Genomic DNA, 20,356 nt, shown 5'->3' on the forward strand with positions numbered 1-20,356 from the left:
GGGGCACGCCCTGGCGTGCCCGTGTCGCCCTGCGCCGAGGGCGGCGCTCAGGAGGTCACGCGCTCCCAGCCATGCCTGACGGCCGCCTTGAAGTCGTCCCACGCCGATTGCGGATACGTGTGCTCCCAGTTGCTGCGCAGTTCGGGCTCCACCTGCTCCCAGCTTTGCCCGCGGTAGCTGTCGCTGCCCGCCATCGAATGGCCATAGCGGTAGGCGGGATCGTAGTCGTCGAAGCGCGCGCCGCTGGCCGCATACTGGCTGCTCCAGTGGTTACGGTAATACTGCTCGTCGTCGTAGCTGGTGCCTGGCAGGTTGTCGGCGCCCGGGTAGCGGCGCGCGTTGGCGCCGGGGCTGGACGGCGGCGACGACGACGCCATGTCGCCGGCAAATTGCTGCGACCCTGGCGCCTCGTTCATGTTGACGGAGGACACGCCCTGCTGCGATGGCGCGCCGGACTGCATGCTGGCGCCCTGGCGCATCGCGCTATCGCCCTGCAGCGGCGCGCCCTGCCAGCCGCCGGCGCGCCAGCTGTCCGCATGCGCGTCGATATCGAGCGGAGCATAGCGCTCGACGATGTCGGTGGCGCGCTGGATATCGGCGTCGCTCGCTCCTTCCAGTGTCAGCACGACATGCCCGCGCCGCACGGCTTCCGCGTAGATGTGGCGGTCGGCGTGGCTGCCGAACAGATCGCCGAAGAAATGCTTGATATTGTCGAGCAGGCTGTCGCTCTCGTCGCGGCGGAGGTTTTCCGTGGCGGAAAATTCGTCGCTGCCCGCATCGTGCAGGCGGATGCTGGCGCCGGGCAGGCCAGCCGTGATCAGGTCGTGCCGCGCGCGTTCGGCCATGTCGCGCAGGACAAAAACTGCTGCCAATGTGTGTGCCATGATGGTCTCCAATCGGTGAACAACGTCCTTTCAGTGTAGGCCGTGACACACGAAATGGGCGCCCGTTTGCCCCTTGGAAATCGTTATATTCAACAAGTGTTAACGACATAACATACGCGCCGTGGCGCCACGTGGAACCTCAGTCCGGCGTGCCGACGTGGGCGCGCAGGAAATCGATGAAGGCGCGCACTTTCTCGGCAATATGCTGGGTGTTCGGATACACGGCATACACGCCCTGCTGCGGGAAGACGACGTCGGGCAGCAGGCGGCGCAGGCGTCCCGCGCGCACCTCCGCTTCCACCTGCCATTGCGGCAGCAGGGCCACGCCGCAGCCGCCCAGGGCAAAGCCCAGCAGGGCCGAGGCGGAGTCGGAGTGGATGGCGGCGTCGTCCTGCGCGGCGAAGGCGGCCGGGCCGTCCGGCGTCTGCACGTCCCAGCGCAGCGGCGCCGCCAGGCGGCTGTGCGCCAGCCAGCGCGCGCGCTGCAAGTCGTCCAGGGTGGCGATGCCCTTGCCGGGCAGGCTGGCCAGGTAGGCGGGCGACGCCACGGGCCAGATGGCGTAATGCTCGACGAGCGAGGCGCGGTAGCTCGAATCGTTGAGCGAACCCATGCGGATGGCCACGTCGTAGCGTCCGGAGATCAGGTCTTCATGCGACGACGACGAGGAATGCTGGATCTGCAGCTGCGGGTGGGCCGCGGCAAAGGCGATCAGCGCGGGAATCACCGTGCGGCTGCCGTACTCGACGGTGGTGGTCAGGCGCAAGGTGCCGCGCAAGCCCTGGTGGCCCTGGCGCGCCGTTTCGATGGCGCCCTGCGCTTCGCTGAGCACGCGCTGGCAATCCTCATAAAAGCGCCGCCCCACGTCCGTCAGGGCCAGGCTGCGCGTGCTGCGCGTGAGCAGCGACACGCCCAGCTCCGCCTCCAGCTGTTTCAGGTTGAAACTGACGACGGCCTTGCTCTGGCCCAGCACGGCGGCGGCGGCCGTCAGCGAGCCGGCGTCGACGATGGCGATGAAAATACCCAAACGGTCGAGACTGATCATGATGAAGAGTAAGTAGACATGCGGTTTTCAGGGCTTTGTCAAAATTTATTTGACAGTGTAATCGGGGCTGGCCCGTTACGCAAATGGCGCTGGACGCTTATGCTGGCCGTTTGCCATTCGGAGCACCATGGACTATCGCAAAAAGGTGGCGGCCATCTATCTGCTGGGGTTTTTCGTCGACCTGATCAACATGTTCATCACCAGCGTCGCCTATCCCGACATCGGCCACGCGTTTGGCGCATCGGTGGCGCAGCTGGCCTGGATCAGCACGGCCTACATCGTCGGCCTGACCATCGTCATCCCCGCCAGCGCCTGGCTGGCTGGCTATTATGGCAGCAAAACCGTGTTCATGGCATCGTTGCTAACTTTTTTATGCGCCAGCATCGGCGCCGGCCTGGCGCCATCGATCGAGGCGCTGATCGTCTGGCGCTGCGTGCAGGGCCTCGGCGGCGGCCTGCTGATCCCGCTGGGGCAAAGCATGACCTACCAGCTGTACCGCCCTGCCGAGCGCCCCGGCCTGTCCTCCGTCATCATGCTGGTGGGTTTGCTGGCACCCGCCCTCTCCCCGGCCCTGGGCGGCGTCATCGTCGACAGCCTGTCGTGGCGCTGGATCTTTTACCTGAACGTGCCGTTTGCCGCGCTGGCGCTGCTGCTGGCCGCCTGCTGGCTGCGCCCGGACCCGCCGCGCGCGGCCGTGCCCCGTCTCGACGTGGCGGGCCTGGCGGCGGGCAGCCTGGCCATCGTGCTGCTGTTGCTGGGCCTGACCATGCTCGGCACGCCGGACGACGCGTTGGCCGGCGCCGGCGTGCTGGCGCTGGGCGTGGCGTGCGCGTGGGGCTATGTGCGCGGCGCGCTGCGCAAATCCTCGCCGCTGCTGAACCTGCGCCTGGCCGCCGAGCCGCTGCTGCGCATTTCCATGCTCATGTATCTGCTGGTGCCGGGCGTGTTCATGGGCGTGAGCCTGCTGGCCATGCTGTACCTGCAGGGCGTGCTGGGCATGACGGCATCGACGGCGGGCGCGCTGATGCTGCCGTGGGCGCTGGCCTCGTTCGGCGCCATTTCGCTCACTGGCAAAAGCTATCGCCGCGTCGGACCGCAGCCCCTGTTTATCGCCGGCGCCCTGCTGCAGGCGGCGGGCATGCTGATGCTGCTGTGGGTGGACGCGGCGGACCAGCTGTTCTGGCTGGCCGGCGCGTATGCCGTGATGGGTTTTGGCGGCGGCTTGTGCAGCAGCACGGCGCAAAGCACGGCGTTTTTGCACACGCCCGATGCGCAGCTGAGCCAGGCCAGCGCCGTGTGGAATATCAACCGCCAGCTGGGCTTTTGCCTGGGCGTGGCGCTGCTCAGCGTGCTGCTGAATGGCCTGCTGGCGGCGCATGGCATGGCCTCGCTGGAGGACCCCGCGCAGCACCTGCGCGCGGCGCGGATTTTTCACTGGTGCTTTGCCCTCGCCGCCGCGTCGTGCGTGCTGCCGCTGGCGCTGTGCATGCGTCTCGATAACCGCGCCGTTCTCGATCTTTTACATCACCATGGAGCAAGCAAAAAATGACTGCATCGACCCCCTATTTTGACGACGTCCTGTCCACGCATGTGCTGATCCGCGAGTGGCTCTCCGGCGAGGCGGCGGCAGCGGAAAACTGCACCGATTTACTCGCGCGGTTTTCCCCCGATTTCACGTTGGTGGCGCCCGGCGGCAAGCAGCTCGATTTTGCCGGATTGATGGCATTTTTCCGCGCCGCCGGCGGCAGCCGTCCGGGCCTTTCCATGCGCATCACGGACTTGCAGCTGATCCAGGAAAGCGCCGCCGGCGCCAGCGTGACTTACCGCGAGTGGCAGTCGCTGCCCGGCGGTGACAACACGCAGCGCCTGTCGACCGTCGTGTATGAGAAGACAGCGGCTGGAACGCTGCTGTGGCGCCATTTGCACGAAACATGGGCAGCGCAAGCGGACGCCTGATCTAGCTCAGATCGTGCAAGTCCTTTTGCTGCGCCGGAGCGATGGAAAACCGGGAAAAAACCACTTCCAGCCCGCCGCGTTCCGGCGTGCAGCACATGGGGCCGACGCGATAGTTGCGGGCCTCGGGAAACGGCGCCAGGCGCAGCAGCGGCCAGCGCTGGCCATCGGTCGAATACTGCACGCGGATCACGCCTTGCGCCACCGTCACGCGCAGCCAGAAACCGTCGGGCATGGCGGGCGCCACACTGACGGCCCAGTCGGATTTTTCCAGCGTCAGCACGCTGCTCAGTAGCAGCTGGCCATCGGAAAATTCGACGCCGCATTTGATCCAGTTCTCCGCATCGATGCGCACCATCAAGCCGGCCTGGTCGTACAGCGACGCATACTGCGCCGCCACGTGCAGCTGCGCCGTAAAATCGCCGTCGGTTTCGGTGCCGAAAAAGTGGCCGCTGTCGCGAATAAAGCCATACGAGGTCCTGCGCCAGAAATCCGTGTTGGCATCCGTCGTCACGCGCAATTGCGCCGCGTCGGCGGACCATGTTTCCGGTGGATTCAACCAGCTGCCTTGCGTGAACATCGCGCCCCTTTCCGAGCAAATAGAATCACATAGTGTGCCCCCATCCCAGCGCCTTGTACAGGGCGATCGCATCGATGTAGGACGCCGTTTCCGCCAGCAGCGCTTCGCGGCGGATATCGAACAGGGCGCGCTGGTTTTCCAGCACGGCCTGGTAGCTGCCGGCGCCGCCCGCGTAGCGCGTGCTGGCGATGCCGAGGGCCGCGTTGCCGTGGCGCGCCGACTGCAGCAAGGAGGCCAGGCGCGCCTGGTTTTCCGCCAGTTGCGTGACGGCGTTTTCCACCTCCTCCTGCGCCAGCAACATCGTCTGTTCATAGCGCGCCAGGGCGCCCTGCGCCTCGGCTTGCGTGCCGCGCAGGCGCGCCTTGACGCTGCCCAGGCGGAACGCCGGATAGCCGACGATGGGTGCCACCTCGACCGCGCGCGCGCCGCCGTCGAAGACGCCGCTGCCGCGCAGCGCGAAGAAGCCCAGGAAGCCGCCCAGGCTCAGGCGCGGATACAGCTCGGCCGTGGCGGCCCCCACGTCTTCACTGGAGGCGGCCAGCAGGCGCTCGGCGCGCACCACGTCGGGGCGCCGCCTGATCAGCTGGTTGACGTCGCCCAGCGGCAGCTGGCCCGCCAGCGGCGCTTCCTGCCGTGGCGCGGTGGCCAGGGCGATGGCGCCCGGCGCCTGGCCGCTCAGCACATCGAGCCGGTACTGCGCCTGGCGCAAGCCCGCCTGCAGGGGGGGAATGGCCGCCTCGCTGCGGGCCAGGTTGGCCAGCGCATTGTGGCGTTCTTCCGGCAAGCCGCTGCCGGCGCGGATGCGCGCGTCGATCAGGGCCACCGTGTCGTGCCAGCTGCGCACCTGCGCCTGCGTCAGCGCCAGGTTTTGCTGGTAGCCCAGCGCCTCGTAGTAATTGCGCGCCACCTCGGCGGCAATCGTCAGCTGCGCCTGGCGCAAATCGGCCTGCGCCGCATCGGCGCGCGCCTGTGCCGAGCGGCTGATGTGCGCCAGGCGGCCGAACAGGTCGATCTCCCATTGCGCGTCGAAACCCACGCGCGTATTCGCAGTGGCGGCGCGGCTATCGGGGGTGTCCTGCTGCACGCTGCGCCGCCATCCCGCCTGGCCCGTCACGGCGGGCAGTTCATCGAGGCGGCGCTCGTCGAAGACGGCGCGCGCGGCCAGCAGGTTCGCCTGCGCCTGCGCGATATCGAGGTTGTGCTCCAGGGCGCTGGCGATCAGCCGCGACAGGCGCGCATCGTCAAAGAAGGTCCACCAGGCGGCGTCGCTGGCTGCCGTTTGACCGGGCGCGAATTGCGTTTGCTGCGGGCTGGCCAGAGTGATGTCGGGCGTGCCCGGCGTGACGTAGGCGGGGCTGACGGCGCAGCCGGCCAGCAGCAGGGGGAAACAGGATAAAACGTAGCGGATGTTTTTCATATGGGTTCCTTAGTGCGCCTCGTCTTGCGCCAGCGCCTGCGACAGGTCGCGGGCGCGCGGCGTGGCATCGTCGGCCGTATGGCGGCGGGCGAGGAAGGTGTACACGGTAGGCAGCACGAACAGGGTGAAGAAGGTGCCGATCAACATGCCCGAAACGATCACCACGCCCAGGCCGAAGCGGCTGTTGGCGCCGGCGCCGGAGGCGAACAGCAGCGGCACCAGGCCGACCACCATGGCGGCCGTCGTCATCAAAATGGGACGCAAACGGATCTGCGCCGCCTTGCGGATGGCGCTGAGGCGGTCCAGCCCTTCATGCACCTGCAATTCGTTGGCAAACTCCACCATCAAAATGCCGTGCTTGCTGATCAGGCCGATCAGGGTCACGAGGCCGATCTGCGTGTAGATATTGATGGTGGCGTAGCCGAGCGCCAGCGGAATCAGCGCGCCGCAGATCGACAGCGGCACCGTGATCAGGATGATCAGCGGGTCCGTCAGGCTTTCATACTGGGCCGCCAGCACCAGGTAAATGACCACCACGGCGGCCAGGAAGGCCATCAGCAGCGCATTGCCTTCCGTGGCGAACTGGCGCGCATCGGATTGCCAGTCGTAGCTGAAGCCCGGCGGCAGGGTTTGTGCCACGCCGTCGAGGAAGGCGACGGCGTCGCCCAGGGTCACGCCCGGCGCCGGCACGCCCTGGAAGGTGGCCGCATTTTGCTGGTTGAACTGCGTCAGCATGTTCGGCTCGATCTGCTCGCTCACCGAGACGACGGCGGACAGGGGCAGCAGGCTGCCGTCGTCGGCGCGCACGTACTGCTGCGTCAGGGCTTGCGCCGTCAATCTCTGCTCGCGCGGGCTTTGCGCGATGACGTCATATGCGCGGCCATCCATGCCGAAGCGGTTCAGGTAATTCTCGCCCACCAGCACGGCCAGCGATTCGCCGATGTCCTGCATGCGGATGCCCAGGCTGTTCGCCTTGGAGCGGTCGACGCGCACCTTGACCACCGGGTTGTTGTAATCGAGGTCGCTGTCGACGACGGCAAACAGGCCGCTTTCACGCGCGCGCTGCTTGACGTCTTCCATGGTGCGGAACAGGGTGGCGTAGTCCTGCGCGCTGCGCAAGACCATCTGCACGGGCAAGCCGCCGCTCGATCCCGGCAGGGGCGCCAGCTGGAAGGCGAAGATGCTGGTGCCTTCCACGTCGCCCACGGCGTGCTGCAGTTCGGCCTGGATGACGGCCGCGTTGCGCGAGCGCTCGGCCCACGGCGTCAGGTTGATGCCGCCGATGCTCGATGCCGGCCCTTCGCCGCCGTTGATGATCCAGCGCGAGTCCGTTTCGGGGATATTCTTGTAGATGTCATCGAGCTTGTACGAGAAGCGTTCCACGTAATCGAGATTGGCGTGCTGCGGCGCCTTGATCGCCGTCAAGACGCTGGCCTGGTCTTCCGCCGGCGCCAGTTCGCGCTGCGGCAGCAGGTACAGGAAGGGCAAGCTGACCATCACCAGCGCGGCGAAACCGGCGCTCAGCCAGCGGTGGTGCAGCGAGCGGTCCAGCAGCCGTGCATAGCGGCTGGTCAGGCCCGCGAAGAAATGCTCGGCGGCGCGCGCCATGCGCCCTTCCGCCTGTTTCGGTTGCAGCAGCAAGGAGCTCATCACGGGAGATAACGTCAGCGCCACCACGCCCGACACCACCACGGCGCCGGCCAGGGTCAGCGCGAATTCCTTGAACAGCGCGCCGGTGAGGCCCCCCATCATGCCGATCGGCGCATACACGGCCGCCAGCGTGATGGTCATGGCGATGACGGGGCCGGCCACTTCGCGCGCACCCACCAGGGCGGCCGCCACGGGCGTCTTGCCTTCCTCGATATGCCGGTGCACGTTTTCCACCACCACGATGGCGTCGTCGACCACCAGGCCCACGGCCAGCACCATCGCCAGCAGGGTGAGCAGATTGATGCTGAAGCCGAAGGCCAGCATCAGCGCCGCCGCGCCCAGCATCGACAGCGGGATCGTCACGACGGGAATCAGCACCGAGCGCAGGGAACCCATGCACAAATAAATGACGATGACGACGATGAGCAGCGCTTCGAGCAGCGTGTGCGCCACTTCGTCGATCGACGACTGGATGAAGCGCGCCGTCTCGAACGCCAGTTCGACCTTCACGCCGGGCGGCAGGGTTTTCTGGATCTCGGGCAGCAGCTTCCTGATGCCGTCGACGATCACCAGCGGATTGCCGCCGGGCGTGGGCGACAGGCCCAGGTACACGGCCGGCACGCCGTCCATGATGCCGCTCGTTTCCGTGGCGGCCGCGCCCAGTTCCACCGTGCCCACGTCCTTCAGCCGCACGAGGGCGGCGCTGTCATCGCCGCCCTTCTTGACGACCATGTCGCGGAACTCCGCCACGCTGGTGAGATCCGTGTTGACGCTGATGTTCGAGACGACGAACTGTCCCTTCACCTTGCCGGGCGCCGCCTGGTAGTTATTGCGCCGCACGGCGTCGGCCACGTCGGCCGCCGTCAAGCCGCGCGCGGCCAGTTTTGCCGGGTCTATCCACAAACGCATGGCCAACTGCTGGCCGCCATACACGTCGACCTTGGCCACGCCGTCGATGGTGGCGAACATGGGCTGCACCACGCGCGCCAGGTAGTCCGTCAGCGCGGGCGCGGACACGCTCTCGCTGGCAAAGCCGACATAGGCGACGGCCGAGGAATCGCCGGCCGCGCGCTCGATGACGGGGTCAAAGGCGCCTTCCGGCAATTTATAGCGCACCTGGTTGACCTTGGCCATGACTTCCGTCAACGCCTGCGTGGAATCGCGGTTCAATTCCATGCGCACGGTGACGGTGCTGCTGCCCTGCACCGAGGACGACGTCAGATAGTCGATGCCTTCCACCGACGACACGGCTTGCGCAATGGGCTGCGTGACGAAGCCCTGCATCAGTTCTGCCGAGGCGCCCGGATACGTGGTCTTTACCGTGATGGTGGACGATTCGAGCATCGGATACTGGCGGATCGGCAGCTGCTTGATGGCGATCACGCCCAGCATCAGGATCAGGGTGCTGATCACCAGCGCCAGCACGGGGCGGCGCACGAATAAATCGGTAAATTTCATGGTGGCAGCCTTCCCTTACGAACCGGATTTGGGCGCGGCGCGTTTCGCCTCGTCCAGGGTATTGGCCACGGCTTGCACGGCCATGCCGTCGGCCAGTTTCAGCTGGCCCGAGGCGACCACGCGCTGGCCTTCGCGCAAGCCGTCCAGGATGGCCACGCGGCCCCCGGCCCGCTCGCCCAGCTTGACGCCCACGCGCTTGACGGTGAGCGGCTGCCTGTCCTCCTGCTGCGCGACGAAAACCGTGTCGCCATACGCGCTGTAGGTCACCGCCGTTTCCGGCACCGTCAGTTGCTGGCCAGCTTCGCGCGCCACGCGCACATTCGCGTACATGCCGGCCTTCAAGGCGCCGCGCGGATTGCCCAGCGCCGCCTGCACCTGCACCATGCGCGAGCGGACGATCAGCGGGTCGATGGCGTTGATCTTCGCCGTGAAGACGTCGGCGGGGTACGCGTCCACCAGCACTTGCACGGCCTGCCCCGGCGCCAGTTTCGCGCTGCTCTGTTCATCGAGGGCGAAGTTCACCAGCAGCGACTTCGTGTCGATCAGGCTGGCCACCGTGTCGGCCGCGTTCAGGTACTGGCCCACATGCACCTTGCGGATGCCCAGCTGGCCCGCGAACGGCGCGCGGATGGTCTTTTGCGCGATCAGCGCCTGCGTCTGGCGCACGTCGCCCAGGGCGGCGTCGCGCGCGGCCACGGCGGCGTCGAGCTGCTCCTGCGTGGCAGCCTTTTCCCTGACCATCTGCACGGTGCGGGCATGGCTGCTTTCCGCGTTTTTCAGCTGTGCGCGTTGGCGCAGCAGGATGGCCTGTTCCTGGGCGTCATTGAGCTGCACGAGGATGGCGCCGGCCGCCACGTGCTGGCCCGACTCGAAGCGGATTTGCGTGACGCGCCCGCCCGTCTCGGCGGCCACCTGCACCTGGCGCGCCGCTTCGAGCTCCCCCACGCCCGTGAAGTAACGCTCCTGCGTGCCCAGCACGACGGGCACCAGCGCCACCTTGGTGGCGGACGTGGCGGCATCGGCCGCATGCGCCGCGGCGTGTGAAGCGGCGCGGGGGTAGAGCGCGGCGCCGGCGACGGCCAGCGCGACGGCCAGCGCGGAAGCGCCGACGATTTTCGTATTCATGATGAAGTCCTTTACGGCGGGGAAAAAGAGGCGCAGCGGAGGCTGGTCAGGTCCGCTGCGCGTTAGAAATGAAAATTAAAGAGAAAGAACAGGGCGATGCTCCACAGCAGCAGCACCAGGTGTGTCGTCTGCAAGCCTTCCTGCGCGATCCAGTAGCCGAACCACAGGCCGCCCAGGTGCATCAGCAGCAGGAAGGCGGCCATGGCACACAGGGCCAGGTTCAGCCAGGGCAGAGCTTCGGCCAGGGAAGCGCCGAGTAACAGCGCCACGCCGGTCCAGGCGGCGATGGCGGCCAGCAGTTGCAGCGCCAGCACCGTCAGCAGGCTCAGGCGGTGCAGGAGCAGCGAAGTGAGCGCGCGGCGCAGCAGCGGCGTTTCGATGGTCGGATCCTGGCGCCGCGGGTCCATGCGCATGGTGTTGCCGATGGCCCAGACGGCGCCGTGGAAGGCGTGCAGGTTGTTGACGGTGGCCAGGCTCAGCCAGGTGGCCAGGCCGGTGGCGAGGATGGCGTGAAACAGCCAGATGGAGTGCTGCAGCTGCATGGTATTCCAGTCGAGAGAGTGTCTTGCCGGCAAGCGGACGTGGAAACTCCTCGACAGCGGGGAGCTACCGGCCTATTATGCAAGCAATTAGTTGGTTAACTGGTCCCATGATAGTTGAGTGAAATGAATTACACAAGTAAACGTTTGGATAATCAAGAGGCGCCGCAAACGACGGAGCGCATCCTGTATTTCATCAAGACCAAGGGTCCCGTCTCCACGGCCACCCTGGCCAAGACGCTGGACATGACGGGCGAGGCGGCGCGCCAGCAAGTGCAAAAGCTGGTGGCGGCCGGTCTCATCGAGGGGCGCCAGGAAGCGCAGGCGGGCGCCGGACGGCCGCGCCAGAACTGGGTCTTGACGGAGGCGGGCCATGCGCGCTTTCCCGACACGCATGCGCAGCTGACGATCAAGCTGATCGGTTCCGTGCGCCAGCTGTTCGGCGAGGCGGGACTGGACAAGCTGATCACCCAGCGCGAAGAGGAAAGCCGCGGCGCGTATGCCTTGGCGTGCTCGGCGCCGGACTTGCCCACGCGGCTGCGGCAGCTGGCGGCCGTGCGCGACGAAGAGGGCTATATGGCGCGCGTGGAAGAGGACGGCGAAGACTGGCTGCTGATCGAAGACCATTGCCCCATCTGCGCCGCCGCGCGCACCTGCCAGGGCTTTTGCCGCTCCGAACTGCAGCTGTTCCAGGAAGTGGTGGGGCCGGGCGCGACCATCGTGCGCGAGCAGCATGTATTGGCCAATGCGATGCGCTGCATCTACCGCATTTCTACCGTGTCTTGAGTGAAACCTTGGGAAACAGGGGCCGGGCCAGCAGCGCCACCAGGCCCGCCAGCCACCAGACGACGGACCAGTTGCTGGCCGCCAGAAGGTGGGGGATGGCGATGGGCGTGAGGAACAGGCCCACGTACACAGCCGTGTTCGCCATGCCCAGGGCCGTGCCCGCGCTGGCCGCGCCAGCCTGCGTTGCCAGTTCCGTGTAGGCCACACCATGCCAGGCGGAAACGGCGATGCCGGAGAGCGCCACGGCGGCCATCAGCAGCCAGCCCGGCGCCTGGCACGCGGCAGCAATGCCCAGCAGCACGAAGGTGGCCAGTGCCACCAGGGCCGAGCCGCGCAGGTAGGCGGGCCGGTTCGCATGGCGGTCCGTGTGGCGTCCACTCCAGATGCGCATCGCCATGGCGCCCGCCTGCAGGGCCACCATCACGGTCGTGATGGCCGCCAGGCCCAGGTGGCCATGGTCGTGCAGGAACACGGTGGCATAGCTGAGCACGGCAAACTGCGGCACGCACAGCAAGCCGATGGCGCCTACCATGCGCCAGACTCCGCGGTTTCTGAGTGGACCTTGCGGCGGCGCCGCTGGCCTGGCATCAGACAGGCCCGTGGACGCGATTTGCGGGCCTGTGGCGGCCTCGGCAGAGAAATCGGGCTCATGCATCCACCGCCATGTAAAAAACGCCGACAGCGCGCATACGCAGGCCAGGGCGCCGAAGACGGGCATGAAGCCGTAGCGCGACGCCAGGTTGGGCAGGACGAGCGCGCCGAGGCCGCCGCCGAGCGGTACGGCCGTCTGGCGGATGCTCATGGCGAAACCGCGTTCGCCGGCGCCGAACCAGCGCATCACGGCGCGGCCGCTGGCGCCGTTCACGCTGCCGCCCAGCACGCCGACTGCCGCCAACCCGGCCGCCAGCGCCCACAACGGCGGCACCGTGCCGTCAGCCGGCGTGATCCAGAAAAGCAGGGCCAGCAGCGCCAGCATCGTGCCCAGCAAGCCTGTCAGCAGCACGGGGCGGTCGCCCCAGCGGTCGGTAGCCATGCCCCACGGCAATTCAGACAGGGCCACGCCCAGGCCCATGGCGCCCAGCGCCACCCCCAGTTGCGTATTGCTCAGGTGATAGCCGCTGCGCAGCCAGATGGCCGTCGTGGGCATGCCGTTGGCGGCGGCGGAAAAGCTGGCGTTGGCGGCCACGCCGACGGCCAGCACCTTCCAGCGGTGCGCGGCGCCCAGGGCGGGGACGGACAGATCGGATGTGGCGGCGGGGCAGGCAGTGCTCATGGTCATGAAGGATAGTGGTTGACCCTGACAGTGTTGCGCGCTACGATCATTCTGAATATCAGATAATTTACGATCCACCATCCCATAAAAGCGGACGATTTACGCCATGAGCCTGCTCAATTTCGACATCGCCTTCCTGCGCAGCTATGTGGCCGGCGTCGAGCTGGGCAGCTTTGCCCGCGCGGCCGACAAGGTGGGCCGCTCCACTTCGGCCGTCAGCGCGCAGCTGAAAAAGCTCGAGGAGCAGGCGGGCCTGCCCCTGTTCCGCAAGGACGGCCGGGGACTGGCCCTGACGCCGGCCGGCGAAGTCCTGCTCGGCTATGCGCGCCGCTTGCTGGAACTCAATGACGAGGCGGCCGTTGCCTTGCGCGGCGTGGAGCTGGAAGGCTGGATCAAGCTGGGGCTGCAGGAGGATTTTGGCGAAGCGCTGCTGCCGGACGTGCTGGGCCGCTTTGCGCGCGCCCATCCGAAGGTGCGCATCGAAGCGCACGTGGCGCGCAACACGGAGCTGATGGAGCGGCTGGCCATGGGCCAGTTGGACCTGGCCCTGTTGTGGGGCGGCGCCTGCATCGCCGACGTGGCCGACTATCCGCTGCTGCAACGGCAACGCATCGCCGAGCCGGACATGCGCTGGATCGCCTCGTCCAGCCTGGCATGGCGGCCCGACTCGGGCGAACCCTTGCCCTTGATTACGTTCGACCGCGAATGCCTGTTCCAGCGCTGCGCCACGCAGGCGCTGGACCGGGCCGGCATCGCCTGGCGCACGGCGTTTACCAGTCCCAGCCTGGCGGGCCTGTGGGCGGCCGCGGCGGCCGGGCTGGGCGTGACGGTACGCACCAGCCTGGGCTTGCCGTCCACCGTGCGCGCCCTCGACGAGGGGGAGGCCGGCTTGCCCGCCCTGCCCGCGCTGGCGCTGGAATTGCTGTATGGCGCCGCCACGCCCAGGCCGCCCGTCGAACGGCTGGCGGCCCTGATCGTCGCCTCGCTACAGGATGGCGACGCTTAAAACTCTTGCACCGTCGGGCGCAGCACGATTTCATTGATGCTCACGCCGTCCGGCTGCTCGATCGCATACGCGACGGCGCGGGCCACGGCGTCGGCGGGAATGGCTTGCTTGTAAAACTCTTGCAAGCCAGCCGCGCTTTCCGCGTGGCTGCTGCCGCCGGCCAGTTCCGTGTCCACGGCGCCGGGCAGGATGGTGGTGGTGCGGATGGTGCCGCCGCTGGCGGCCAGTTCATGGCGCAAGCCTTCCGAAATGGCGCTGACGGCAAACTTGGTGCCGCTGTAGACGGTGCCGCCGGGGCTGAACACTTTCGCGCCCGCCACCGACGAGATGTTGATGAAGTGGCCGCTGTTTTGCGCGCGGAAATGCGGCAGGGTGGCGGCGATACCGTACAGCACGCCCTTGATGTTGATATCGATCATGCGCTCCCATTCCTCGACCTTCAGCGCGTCGATGGGGGCGATGGCCATCAGCCCCGCATTGTTGATCAGCACGTCGACCTTGCCGAACACGGCCAGCGCCGTGTCGATCAGGCGTTTCAGATCGCCAGCCTGGGTCACGTCGGTCTGCACGACGGCCGCCTGGCCGCCGGCGGCCGTGATTTCCTCGGCGATGGTGTTAAGCAGATCCATGCGGCGCGCGCCGAGCACGACGAAGGCGCCCAGTGCCGCCAGGTGGCGCGCGGTGGCTTCGCCCAGGCCGCTGCTGGCACCGGTGATGACGACGACTTTCCCTGCAATTGCTTGACTCATGATGGATTCCTTATGGAGGCAGCACCGTGCTGCGGATGACATCGATCGAGGATGCGAACGCCATGCGGCGTATCGCGCGCAGTGCGGCTGTGCTGGCGAACCAGGCATCGTCAGGAAGCGGCCACGCGGCAGGCATAGCTTAGCGTATTTGCTGTAATAATGATAATTATGCGGTGTGCGCGATCAGCACCTGCACGGGCGCCATGGGGAAATCGCTGGCCTGGTATTGCTCGACGCGTGCAAAGCCGGCGTCGCGCACGTGCTGCGCCAATTCGCCCTGCCGCGTGACGGCGCGGCCTAGCATGCGCATCGGCAAATAGTAGGGCAGCACCCGGGCCGCCGCTTCCGGCGTGGCCGCGATTTCCGCCTGCACGCATACGAGCACGCCGCCCGGTTTCAGGGCCGCGCGCATCTTGCGCAAGGCCGCTGGCATGTCGGGCACGAAGTGCAGCACGGACGAGCACCAGATGAGGTCGTAGCCGCCGCCGATGTCGTCGCTCGCCAGGTCGCCGCCCAGGGTCTCGAGGCGTTCAGATAGTTGCGCGTGAGCGATATTCGCGGCCGCCACGGCCACGGTTTCAGGCCAGTCGAAGACGCAGCCGCGCAGGCCGGCGTGGGCTTGCGCCAGCGCAATGGCAACCCAGCCGGGACCGCCGCCGAGGTCGAGCAGGCGCAATGGCGTCGCGCCTGCCGCAAATGGCGCGATGCGCTGCATCACGGACAGGGCCGCGCGCATGGTGACGGCGCGCTGCTCCTGGCCGATTTGCTGCTGCGCGGCGGCGGCCCAGTTGACGCCAGTGGCCGTGCGGTAGGGCGCCACCTTGCCGCCGTCGCGCACGAGGGGGCCCAGCTGCGTGGCGAAATGGCGCAGCGCATGCAGCCGGTACAGCCAGGCATCGCCGCAAAAGGCGGCCGAGGAGCGGCAGAAATATTGCAAGGTGGTGGCAGTGCAGCGGTAGCTGGCCGCGGTATCGCCGGCGCTGGGGGCCACGCCGCGTTCGAGCACCTGCATGCTCCACAGCAATTCCAGCAGCAGCGCCGTGTGCGGCGCATGCAGCGACAAGGTCTCGGCCAGCTGCGCCGGCGTGTGCGGCGTGGCCAGCACCTCGAAAATACCGAGTTCCAGGGCGGCGGCCAGCGCATCGGCCTGGATGGGCGCGACGGCCAGGTCCCAATACGGTTGCAAGGCGTGCTGTGAAGTGAACGACATGGTGCTTCCTTTCGATATGGTGGGCATGCCGCTCATTTTATGCAACAATGAGAATAATTATCATTTGCATTTGTGTGCGAAACGGCGCATTTCGTCTGCGCGACGGCGCACCAGGACAGGGGGGGAAGCGATGATGGAACACGATAGGGAAGCGGCTGGCTGGACGCGGCGCCAGCTGGATCCGGGGATGGGCACCTGCCGCGCCGACCAGCGGCAGGTGGATGACGGCTTGCTGCTCGTGCATTCCGACTACCGTCCGCGCCTGGCGCTCGTCGAACAGTCGAACCATGCCGATGCGGGCGGCCTCGTGATCACCATCGGCCTCGAAGGCGCGTCCGCCTACGCCACGCGCGATGGCGGGCAATTGCGTTTCCAGGGCGGCCATACGACGGTGACGGTGTTTCGCCATACGCGCGGCGAGCGCCGTTTCGAGGCGAAGCACAGGGCGGCGCAATTGCGCGTGCTGGTCGATGAACAGGCACTGGCGCGCTATTGGCAGCCAGGACTGTCTTCGCTGCTGCCCCACGGCGGCGCGCGCCAGCTGGCGCATGCGGCCACCACGGCTGCCTCGGCACTGCACGCCCGCTCGCTGCTGCGCGCGACGGACCCGCTGGCCGTGCATATCGGCGTGCTCAGTCTGTTGGCGGAGCAGCTGGAAGCCTTGCGCCCGGCGCCCGTGCGCGTGCCGCGCTGGCGCGAGGACGATATCGCCCGGCTCGAGCGCGCATATGCGCTGATGCAGGAGCAGATGGCGCAGGAACTCACGCTCGCTTACCTGTGTGCGCAAGTGGGCTTGAGCTTGTTCAAGCTCAAGCAGGGGTGGCGCTACCGTTACAACGACAGTCCGCAGCGCACCCTGCTGGCGCTGCGCATGCAGCGGGCCAAGTTGCTATTGGAAAATGGTTACCAGGTGGCGCAGGCGGGTTGGCAAACGGGCTATCGCCACCCGGCCAATTTCAGCACGGCCTTTGCGCGCTATTTCGGCTATACGCCGAAGAGCGTGGGGCGCGCGGATCGCTAAAAAGCCGGTGTAGAATCGGCGGGCAGCATTTTTCATCTCACCTCAAGGAGACATGATGGCCCGTAAAATCTTTGTCAATCTGCCCGTGCAGTCGCTCGAGCGTTCCGTGGCGTTTTTCACGGCGCTGGGCTTCAGTTTCAACGCCCATTTCACCGATGAAACGGCGACGTGCATGATCGTTGCCGACGATATCTTCGTCATGTTGCTGACAGAAGACAAGTTCAGACAATTCACGCCCAAGCAGCTGTGCGATACCAAGGTGGCGACGGAAGTGCTGGTGTGCCTGTCGGCCGAGAGCTGCGGCGAAGTCGATGAGCTGGTGGCGAAGGCCGTCAAGGCGGGCGGCAGCATCTACAAGGAGCCCATCGATTTCGGCTTCATGTATGGCCACAGCTTCCAGGACCCGGATGGGCACCAGTGGGAACTGATGTACATGGAGCCGAGCGCAATACCGCAATAGCGGCGCAGGTCGGATTAGCGGCGGCGCGCCGCGTAATCCGACATGATTCGCCTGGCCAGTTTAGGACGCCAGCGCCAGCAGGTCGACCACTTCCAGCCCGGCCAGGTCTTGCGTCGTGTTGCCCGCAAACGCGGCGCGGCTAGGCTGGCCGTTTTTCAGCCAGGTGCGTGTGACATCCTTGATCTGGCTCAAGGTGCAGTTCAGCACGCCGCTGCGGAACTGCTGGCGCACGGCTTCCGTCGTGCCCCGTTGCTGCATGTTCCACGCCGTCAGCGCTTCCGCGTACGGCGAATGCGGCTTGTCGAGGCCCTTGATGACGCAGATGATGGCTTCTTCCACCTGCTCTTGCGAGAAGTCGCCGTCGAGGATCTGTTCCAGGGTCGTGCCGAAGTCGGCGAACGTGCCGGCCAGGCGCGGATCGCGGTAGGAGCTCAGGGTGAACGTGCCGGCGCCGGCCGCATAGCTGGCGCTGCCGCCATATGCGCCGCCTTTTTCGCGCAGGGCCGTATGCAGCACCTGGTTCGTCATCAGTTCGGCCGCGACGGCCAGGGCCGAGGCGTCCGGATTGTGCACGCCGGGCACGGCCCAGGAAACGAAGCAATGGTTAATTTGGCTCGTCGCATGCAGCGCCGTATTGGCCAGCGGCAATGCTGCTGGCGTTGGCACTTCCGCTGGCGCGGCCGTGTCGGCAGTGGCGGCCGGCAATTCCAGCAGGCGCGCCAGGACTTCGCCATCCTGCTCCAGTCCCGCACACAGCACGGTCGGCGGCTGGGCGATGATGTGGGCGTGCAAGGTGTCGAGCTCGCGCGCGATTTCCTGCAAGCCCGCCGACGTCTTGCTCAGCTGCTGCAAGCGGCGGTAGAACGGCAACGCGGCCGGGCCGCCGACGATGTCGTCGAAGCGGCGCGTGGCCGACAGCGGCGCCGTCGACGCCAGCATGGCGTAGCGGTTGCCCGATTCGGCCAGGCTCGAGAGTTTGTCCTGCACCAGGCTTTCGATCAGGAAAGCCAGACGTTCTTCTTCATCGAAGCGGGGCTTGGCGATCCACGCCGACAGCACGGCGGCAATCGCCACGTGTTCTTCGCGCAAGCCGCTGGCCGAGAACGACAATTCCACGCGCATCGCCTGTTGCGGGCGGGGAATGGCTTCCAGGCCGATGTGGAACGATGGCACCATGCTCTGGCGCCAGGCGCTGGCGTCGTCGAACGACATGTCGCCCACGCCCAGTTCCGGCGCCAGGTCCGTGTACAGGCGCAGCCATGGCCACGACGCTTCCGGCAGGCCCGACACGTCGTACAGCACGTTGGCATAGCTGATGCCGTTCGAGGCGATACTGAACGCCACGGCGCCATCGACGGCAGGAGGAATCGGCAGTGCCGGGCGCGGCAGCGCGCTGACGTCGCCGGGGCGGATGCGCGGCAAGACTTCCGAATTCGACGGCAATTGCTGGTGCGCTTCCAGCGCCGCCGATTCGGCGATGATGTGTTCGCGTTCGGCATCCGTCAGGCTCGCCTGCAGGGCCGCCAGCTTGGCGTCTTCCTGCGCGGCGCGGTCCGTGAAGAAGGCGCTATCGGGCACCACGCGCGTGGTCAGGCGGGTCGGGTTGGCGATCAGCTCGCGCACCAGTTGCTTGAAGAATGCCGGATCCTCAATTTGCTGTTCCAGGGTTTCCAGGATGGCCGCATTGTCGAAGGCGTCCATCACGTCGCCGCCATACATGGCCAGCGGCAAGGCGTGCAGCAAACGGCCCAGGCCGTAAGGCATGCGGCCGCTGCTGATTTCGCGCTGGCTGTACTTGATGTCGCGCAAGGCCGCGTGCAGCACGGCGGCCGGGATGCCCTCTTCCGCCGTTTCTTCCAGTGCCGTCCAGATGCGCTGGTGCGCATCGGCGATCTGTTCCTCGGTCAAGCCTTCCATGCCGATGTGGAACACCATCTGGCGGATGCCGGCGTCGCGGCCATTCATGTCCGACGGGCGGCCATAGCCGGCCGATTCCATGGCGCGCATGACGGGCGCCGACGATTCGCCCAGCAAGCCGTGCGACAGCAGGTGCGCGTGGTAGTAGGCGATGGGGTCGCTCGACTCGCCCATCAGCCAGGCGAACTGCAGGCCGAATTCATCGTCGCGTGCTTCCTGCGATGGAATTTTCACTTCGTTTTCCTGCGGCGCCGTCCAGGTGGGCGCCAGCTGCGGCAGGCGGCGCGGGCTAAAGCCGCTGAGCTTGGACAGCACGCGCTCGGCCACCTGCTCCTGCACGGCCGACGCTTCGATATTGCCGGACGTCATGATCACGGCTTGCGACGGGTGGTAGTGGCTGGCGTGGAATTCCTTCAGCATGGCATGCGTGAGTTCCGGGATCACCAGGGGATCGCCGCCCGATTCCACTTCATACGTCGTGCCCTTGAGCAAGGTGCTGGCGATGCCGCTGTCGAGCGCGCGCATGGGGCTGTTGAAGGCGCCCTTCATTTCATTGAAAACGATGCCCTGGTACACCAGCTTGTCGCCTTCGAAAGCATGGCGCCAGCCTTCCTGGCGGAAATTCAGGTAATCGAGGTTCGGGAAGAAGGCCGCATCGAGGTACACGTCGAGCAGGTTGAAGAAATCCTTGCGGTCCGTGCTGGCGAACGGGTACACGGTGCGGTCCGGATACGTCATCGCATTCATGAAGGTGGCCGTCGAGCGGCGCAGCATCGAGAAGAAGGGATCGCGCACCGGATAGCGGGCCGAGCCGCACAGGGCCAGGTGCTCGAGGATGTGGGCGCGGCCGTCGCTTACCTCAGGCACAGTGGGAAAGGCCACCAGGAACACCATTTCAGCCTGTTCGGTATGCATGTGGATATGGCGCATGCCCGTTGCCGGGTCGACGTATTGCTCGATGGTCGCCTGCAAGACTGGAATGAAGTTGCTGCTGACTTTTTCAAATGTGCTCATGCGGTATGGGATCTCTGCGGTAGGTGATTCGGAAATTCGGATTGCGGTGGGCATGCATCACATCTGGGGACAAAGTGGCGAAACGCCAGGGCTAGCCAGCCACGTTGATGCCTGTGTGAAGTTTTTCCCTATTGTACTAGGAGTAGTCCTGCGCCGCCGTGGAAGGCCGCCAGGCGCCGTGTAGCGCTGCAATATTGTAAGATAGGCCACTTTGGGGTCGGTGGCTCCCCGCATGGAACGCTTAGCGTACCATGCGCCTTTTGCTCCGCAGA

The 20,356-nt window shown here is 66.4% G+C and carries 17 protein-coding genes; 6 read left to right on the forward strand and 11 right to left on the reverse strand.

Translation table 11 applies throughout. The features are described from left to right. Positions 1 to 47: 47 nt before the first annotated feature. The gene (locus O0880_RS18715; protein WP_289888025.1) at positions 48 to 884 is read right to left on the reverse strand and encodes a hypothetical protein; all 837 of its coding nucleotides are present in this window, start codon (positions 882 to 884) and stop codon (positions 48 to 50) included. 139 nt (positions 885 to 1,023) lie between these two features. After that, positions 1,024 to 1,926, reverse strand: coding sequence for a LysR family transcriptional regulator (locus tag O0880_RS18720; protein ID WP_071325948.1), 903 nt, complete (start codon positions 1,924 to 1,926; stop codon positions 1,024 to 1,026). 127 nt (positions 1,927 to 2,053) lie between these two features. Here O0880_RS18720 and O0880_RS18725 point away from each other — a divergent pair, with 127 nt between their 5' ends. Further along, positions 2,054 to 3,475, forward strand: coding sequence for an MFS transporter (locus O0880_RS18725; RefSeq protein WP_289888027.1), 1,422 nt, complete (start codon positions 2,054 to 2,056; stop codon positions 3,473 to 3,475). After that, positions 3,472 to 3,882, forward strand: coding sequence for a DUF4440 domain-containing protein (locus O0880_RS18730; protein WP_289888028.1), 411 nt, complete (start codon positions 3,472 to 3,474; stop codon positions 3,880 to 3,882). Before O0880_RS18725 ends, O0880_RS18730 begins: the two co-directional genes overlap by 4 nt. A gap of 1 nt (position 3,883) precedes the next feature. On the opposite strand, the gene O0880_RS18735 is transcribed toward O0880_RS18730, so the two are convergent. The 5 genes from O0880_RS18735 to O0880_RS18755 form a co-directional block, all read right to left on the reverse strand. Next, positions 3,884 to 4,459: a DUF1349 domain-containing protein gene (locus tag O0880_RS18735; RefSeq protein ID WP_289888031.1), complete on the reverse strand. Its 576-nt coding sequence runs from the start codon at positions 4,457 to 4,459 to the stop codon at positions 3,884 to 3,886. Between the two features lie 25 nt (positions 4,460 to 4,484). Beyond that, a complete protein-coding gene (locus tag O0880_RS18740) occupies positions 4,485 to 5,876 on the reverse strand; it encodes a TolC family protein (RefSeq protein ID WP_289888032.1) in 1,392 nt (463 codons plus the stop codon). Positions 5,877 to 5,885: 9 nt separating this feature from the next. Next, positions 5,886 to 8,984 (reverse strand): MexW/MexI family multidrug efflux RND transporter permease subunit, encoded by a 3,099-nt coding sequence (locus tag O0880_RS18745; RefSeq protein WP_289888033.1) that lies wholly within the window; start codon positions 8,982 to 8,984, stop codon positions 5,886 to 5,888. A gap of 15 nt (positions 8,985 to 8,999) precedes the next feature. Continuing rightward, positions 9,000 to 10,109, reverse strand: coding sequence for an efflux RND transporter periplasmic adaptor subunit (locus O0880_RS18750; RefSeq protein ID WP_289888034.1), 1,110 nt, complete (start codon positions 10,107 to 10,109; stop codon positions 9,000 to 9,002). 62 nt (positions 10,110 to 10,171) lie between these two features. Beyond that, positions 10,172 to 10,651: a DUF2165 family protein gene (locus O0880_RS18755; RefSeq protein WP_289888038.1), complete on the reverse strand. Its 480-nt coding sequence runs from the start codon at positions 10,649 to 10,651 to the stop codon at positions 10,172 to 10,174. Between the two features lie 123 nt (positions 10,652 to 10,774). Between O0880_RS18755 and O0880_RS18760 the strand changes: the two genes are divergently transcribed. Further along, positions 10,775 to 11,434: a MarR family transcriptional regulator gene (locus O0880_RS18760; RefSeq protein ID WP_289888039.1), complete on the forward strand. Its 660-nt coding sequence runs from the start codon at positions 10,775 to 10,777 to the stop codon at positions 11,432 to 11,434. Here the strand turns inward: O0880_RS18760 and O0880_RS18765 are convergent. Continuing rightward, a complete protein-coding gene (locus tag O0880_RS18765) occupies positions 11,421 to 12,707 on the reverse strand; it encodes an MFS transporter (RefSeq protein WP_289888147.1) in 1,287 nt (428 codons plus the stop codon). The two genes, O0880_RS18760 and O0880_RS18765, sit on opposite strands and share 14 nt — an antisense overlap. Positions 12,708 to 12,813: 106 nt before the next feature. On the opposite strand from O0880_RS18765, the gene O0880_RS18770 reads away from it, so the two are divergent. Then, a complete protein-coding gene (locus tag O0880_RS18770; protein ID WP_289888040.1) occupies positions 12,814 to 13,713 on the forward strand; it encodes a LysR substrate-binding domain-containing protein in 900 nt (299 codons plus the stop codon). Here O0880_RS18770 and O0880_RS18775 read toward each other — a convergent pair. Beyond that, positions 13,710 to 14,462 carry an SDR family oxidoreductase gene (locus tag O0880_RS18775; RefSeq protein ID WP_289888041.1) on the reverse strand — a complete coding sequence of 251 codons (753 nt, stop codon included), beginning with the start codon at positions 14,460 to 14,462 and terminating at the stop codon, positions 13,710 to 13,712. The genes O0880_RS18770 and O0880_RS18775 overlap by 4 nt on opposite strands. Positions 14,463 to 14,628: 166 nt before the next feature. Beyond that, a complete protein-coding gene (locus tag O0880_RS18780) occupies positions 14,629 to 15,672 on the reverse strand; it encodes a class I SAM-dependent methyltransferase (RefSeq protein ID WP_289888042.1) in 1,044 nt (347 codons plus the stop codon). Positions 15,673 to 15,802: 130 nt separating this feature from the next. Between O0880_RS18780 and O0880_RS18785 the strand changes: the two genes are divergently transcribed. Together O0880_RS18785 and O0880_RS18790 are read left to right on the forward strand one after the other, a co-directional pair. Next, positions 15,803 to 16,693 (forward strand): AraC family transcriptional regulator, encoded by an 891-nt coding sequence (locus tag O0880_RS18785; protein ID WP_289888043.1) that lies wholly within the window; start codon positions 15,803 to 15,805, stop codon positions 16,691 to 16,693. 55 nt (positions 16,694 to 16,748) lie between these two features. Next, positions 16,749 to 17,153 (forward strand): VOC family protein, encoded by a 405-nt coding sequence (locus O0880_RS18790; RefSeq protein WP_289888149.1) that lies wholly within the window; start codon positions 16,749 to 16,751, stop codon positions 17,151 to 17,153. A gap of 60 nt (positions 17,154 to 17,213) precedes the next feature. Here O0880_RS18790 and O0880_RS18795 read toward each other — a convergent pair whose 3' ends face one another. Further along, the gene (locus tag O0880_RS18795; RefSeq protein WP_289888044.1) at positions 17,214 to 20,084 is read right to left on the reverse strand and encodes an insulinase family protein; all 2,871 of its coding nucleotides are present in this window, start codon (positions 20,082 to 20,084) and stop codon (positions 17,214 to 17,216) included. Between the last annotated feature and the right edge of the window lie 272 nt (positions 20,085 to 20,356).

Source organism: Janthinobacterium sp. SUN118 (assembly GCF_030397695.1).
Lineage (GTDB): Bacteria > Pseudomonadota > Gammaproteobacteria > Burkholderiales > Burkholderiaceae_D > Janthinobacterium.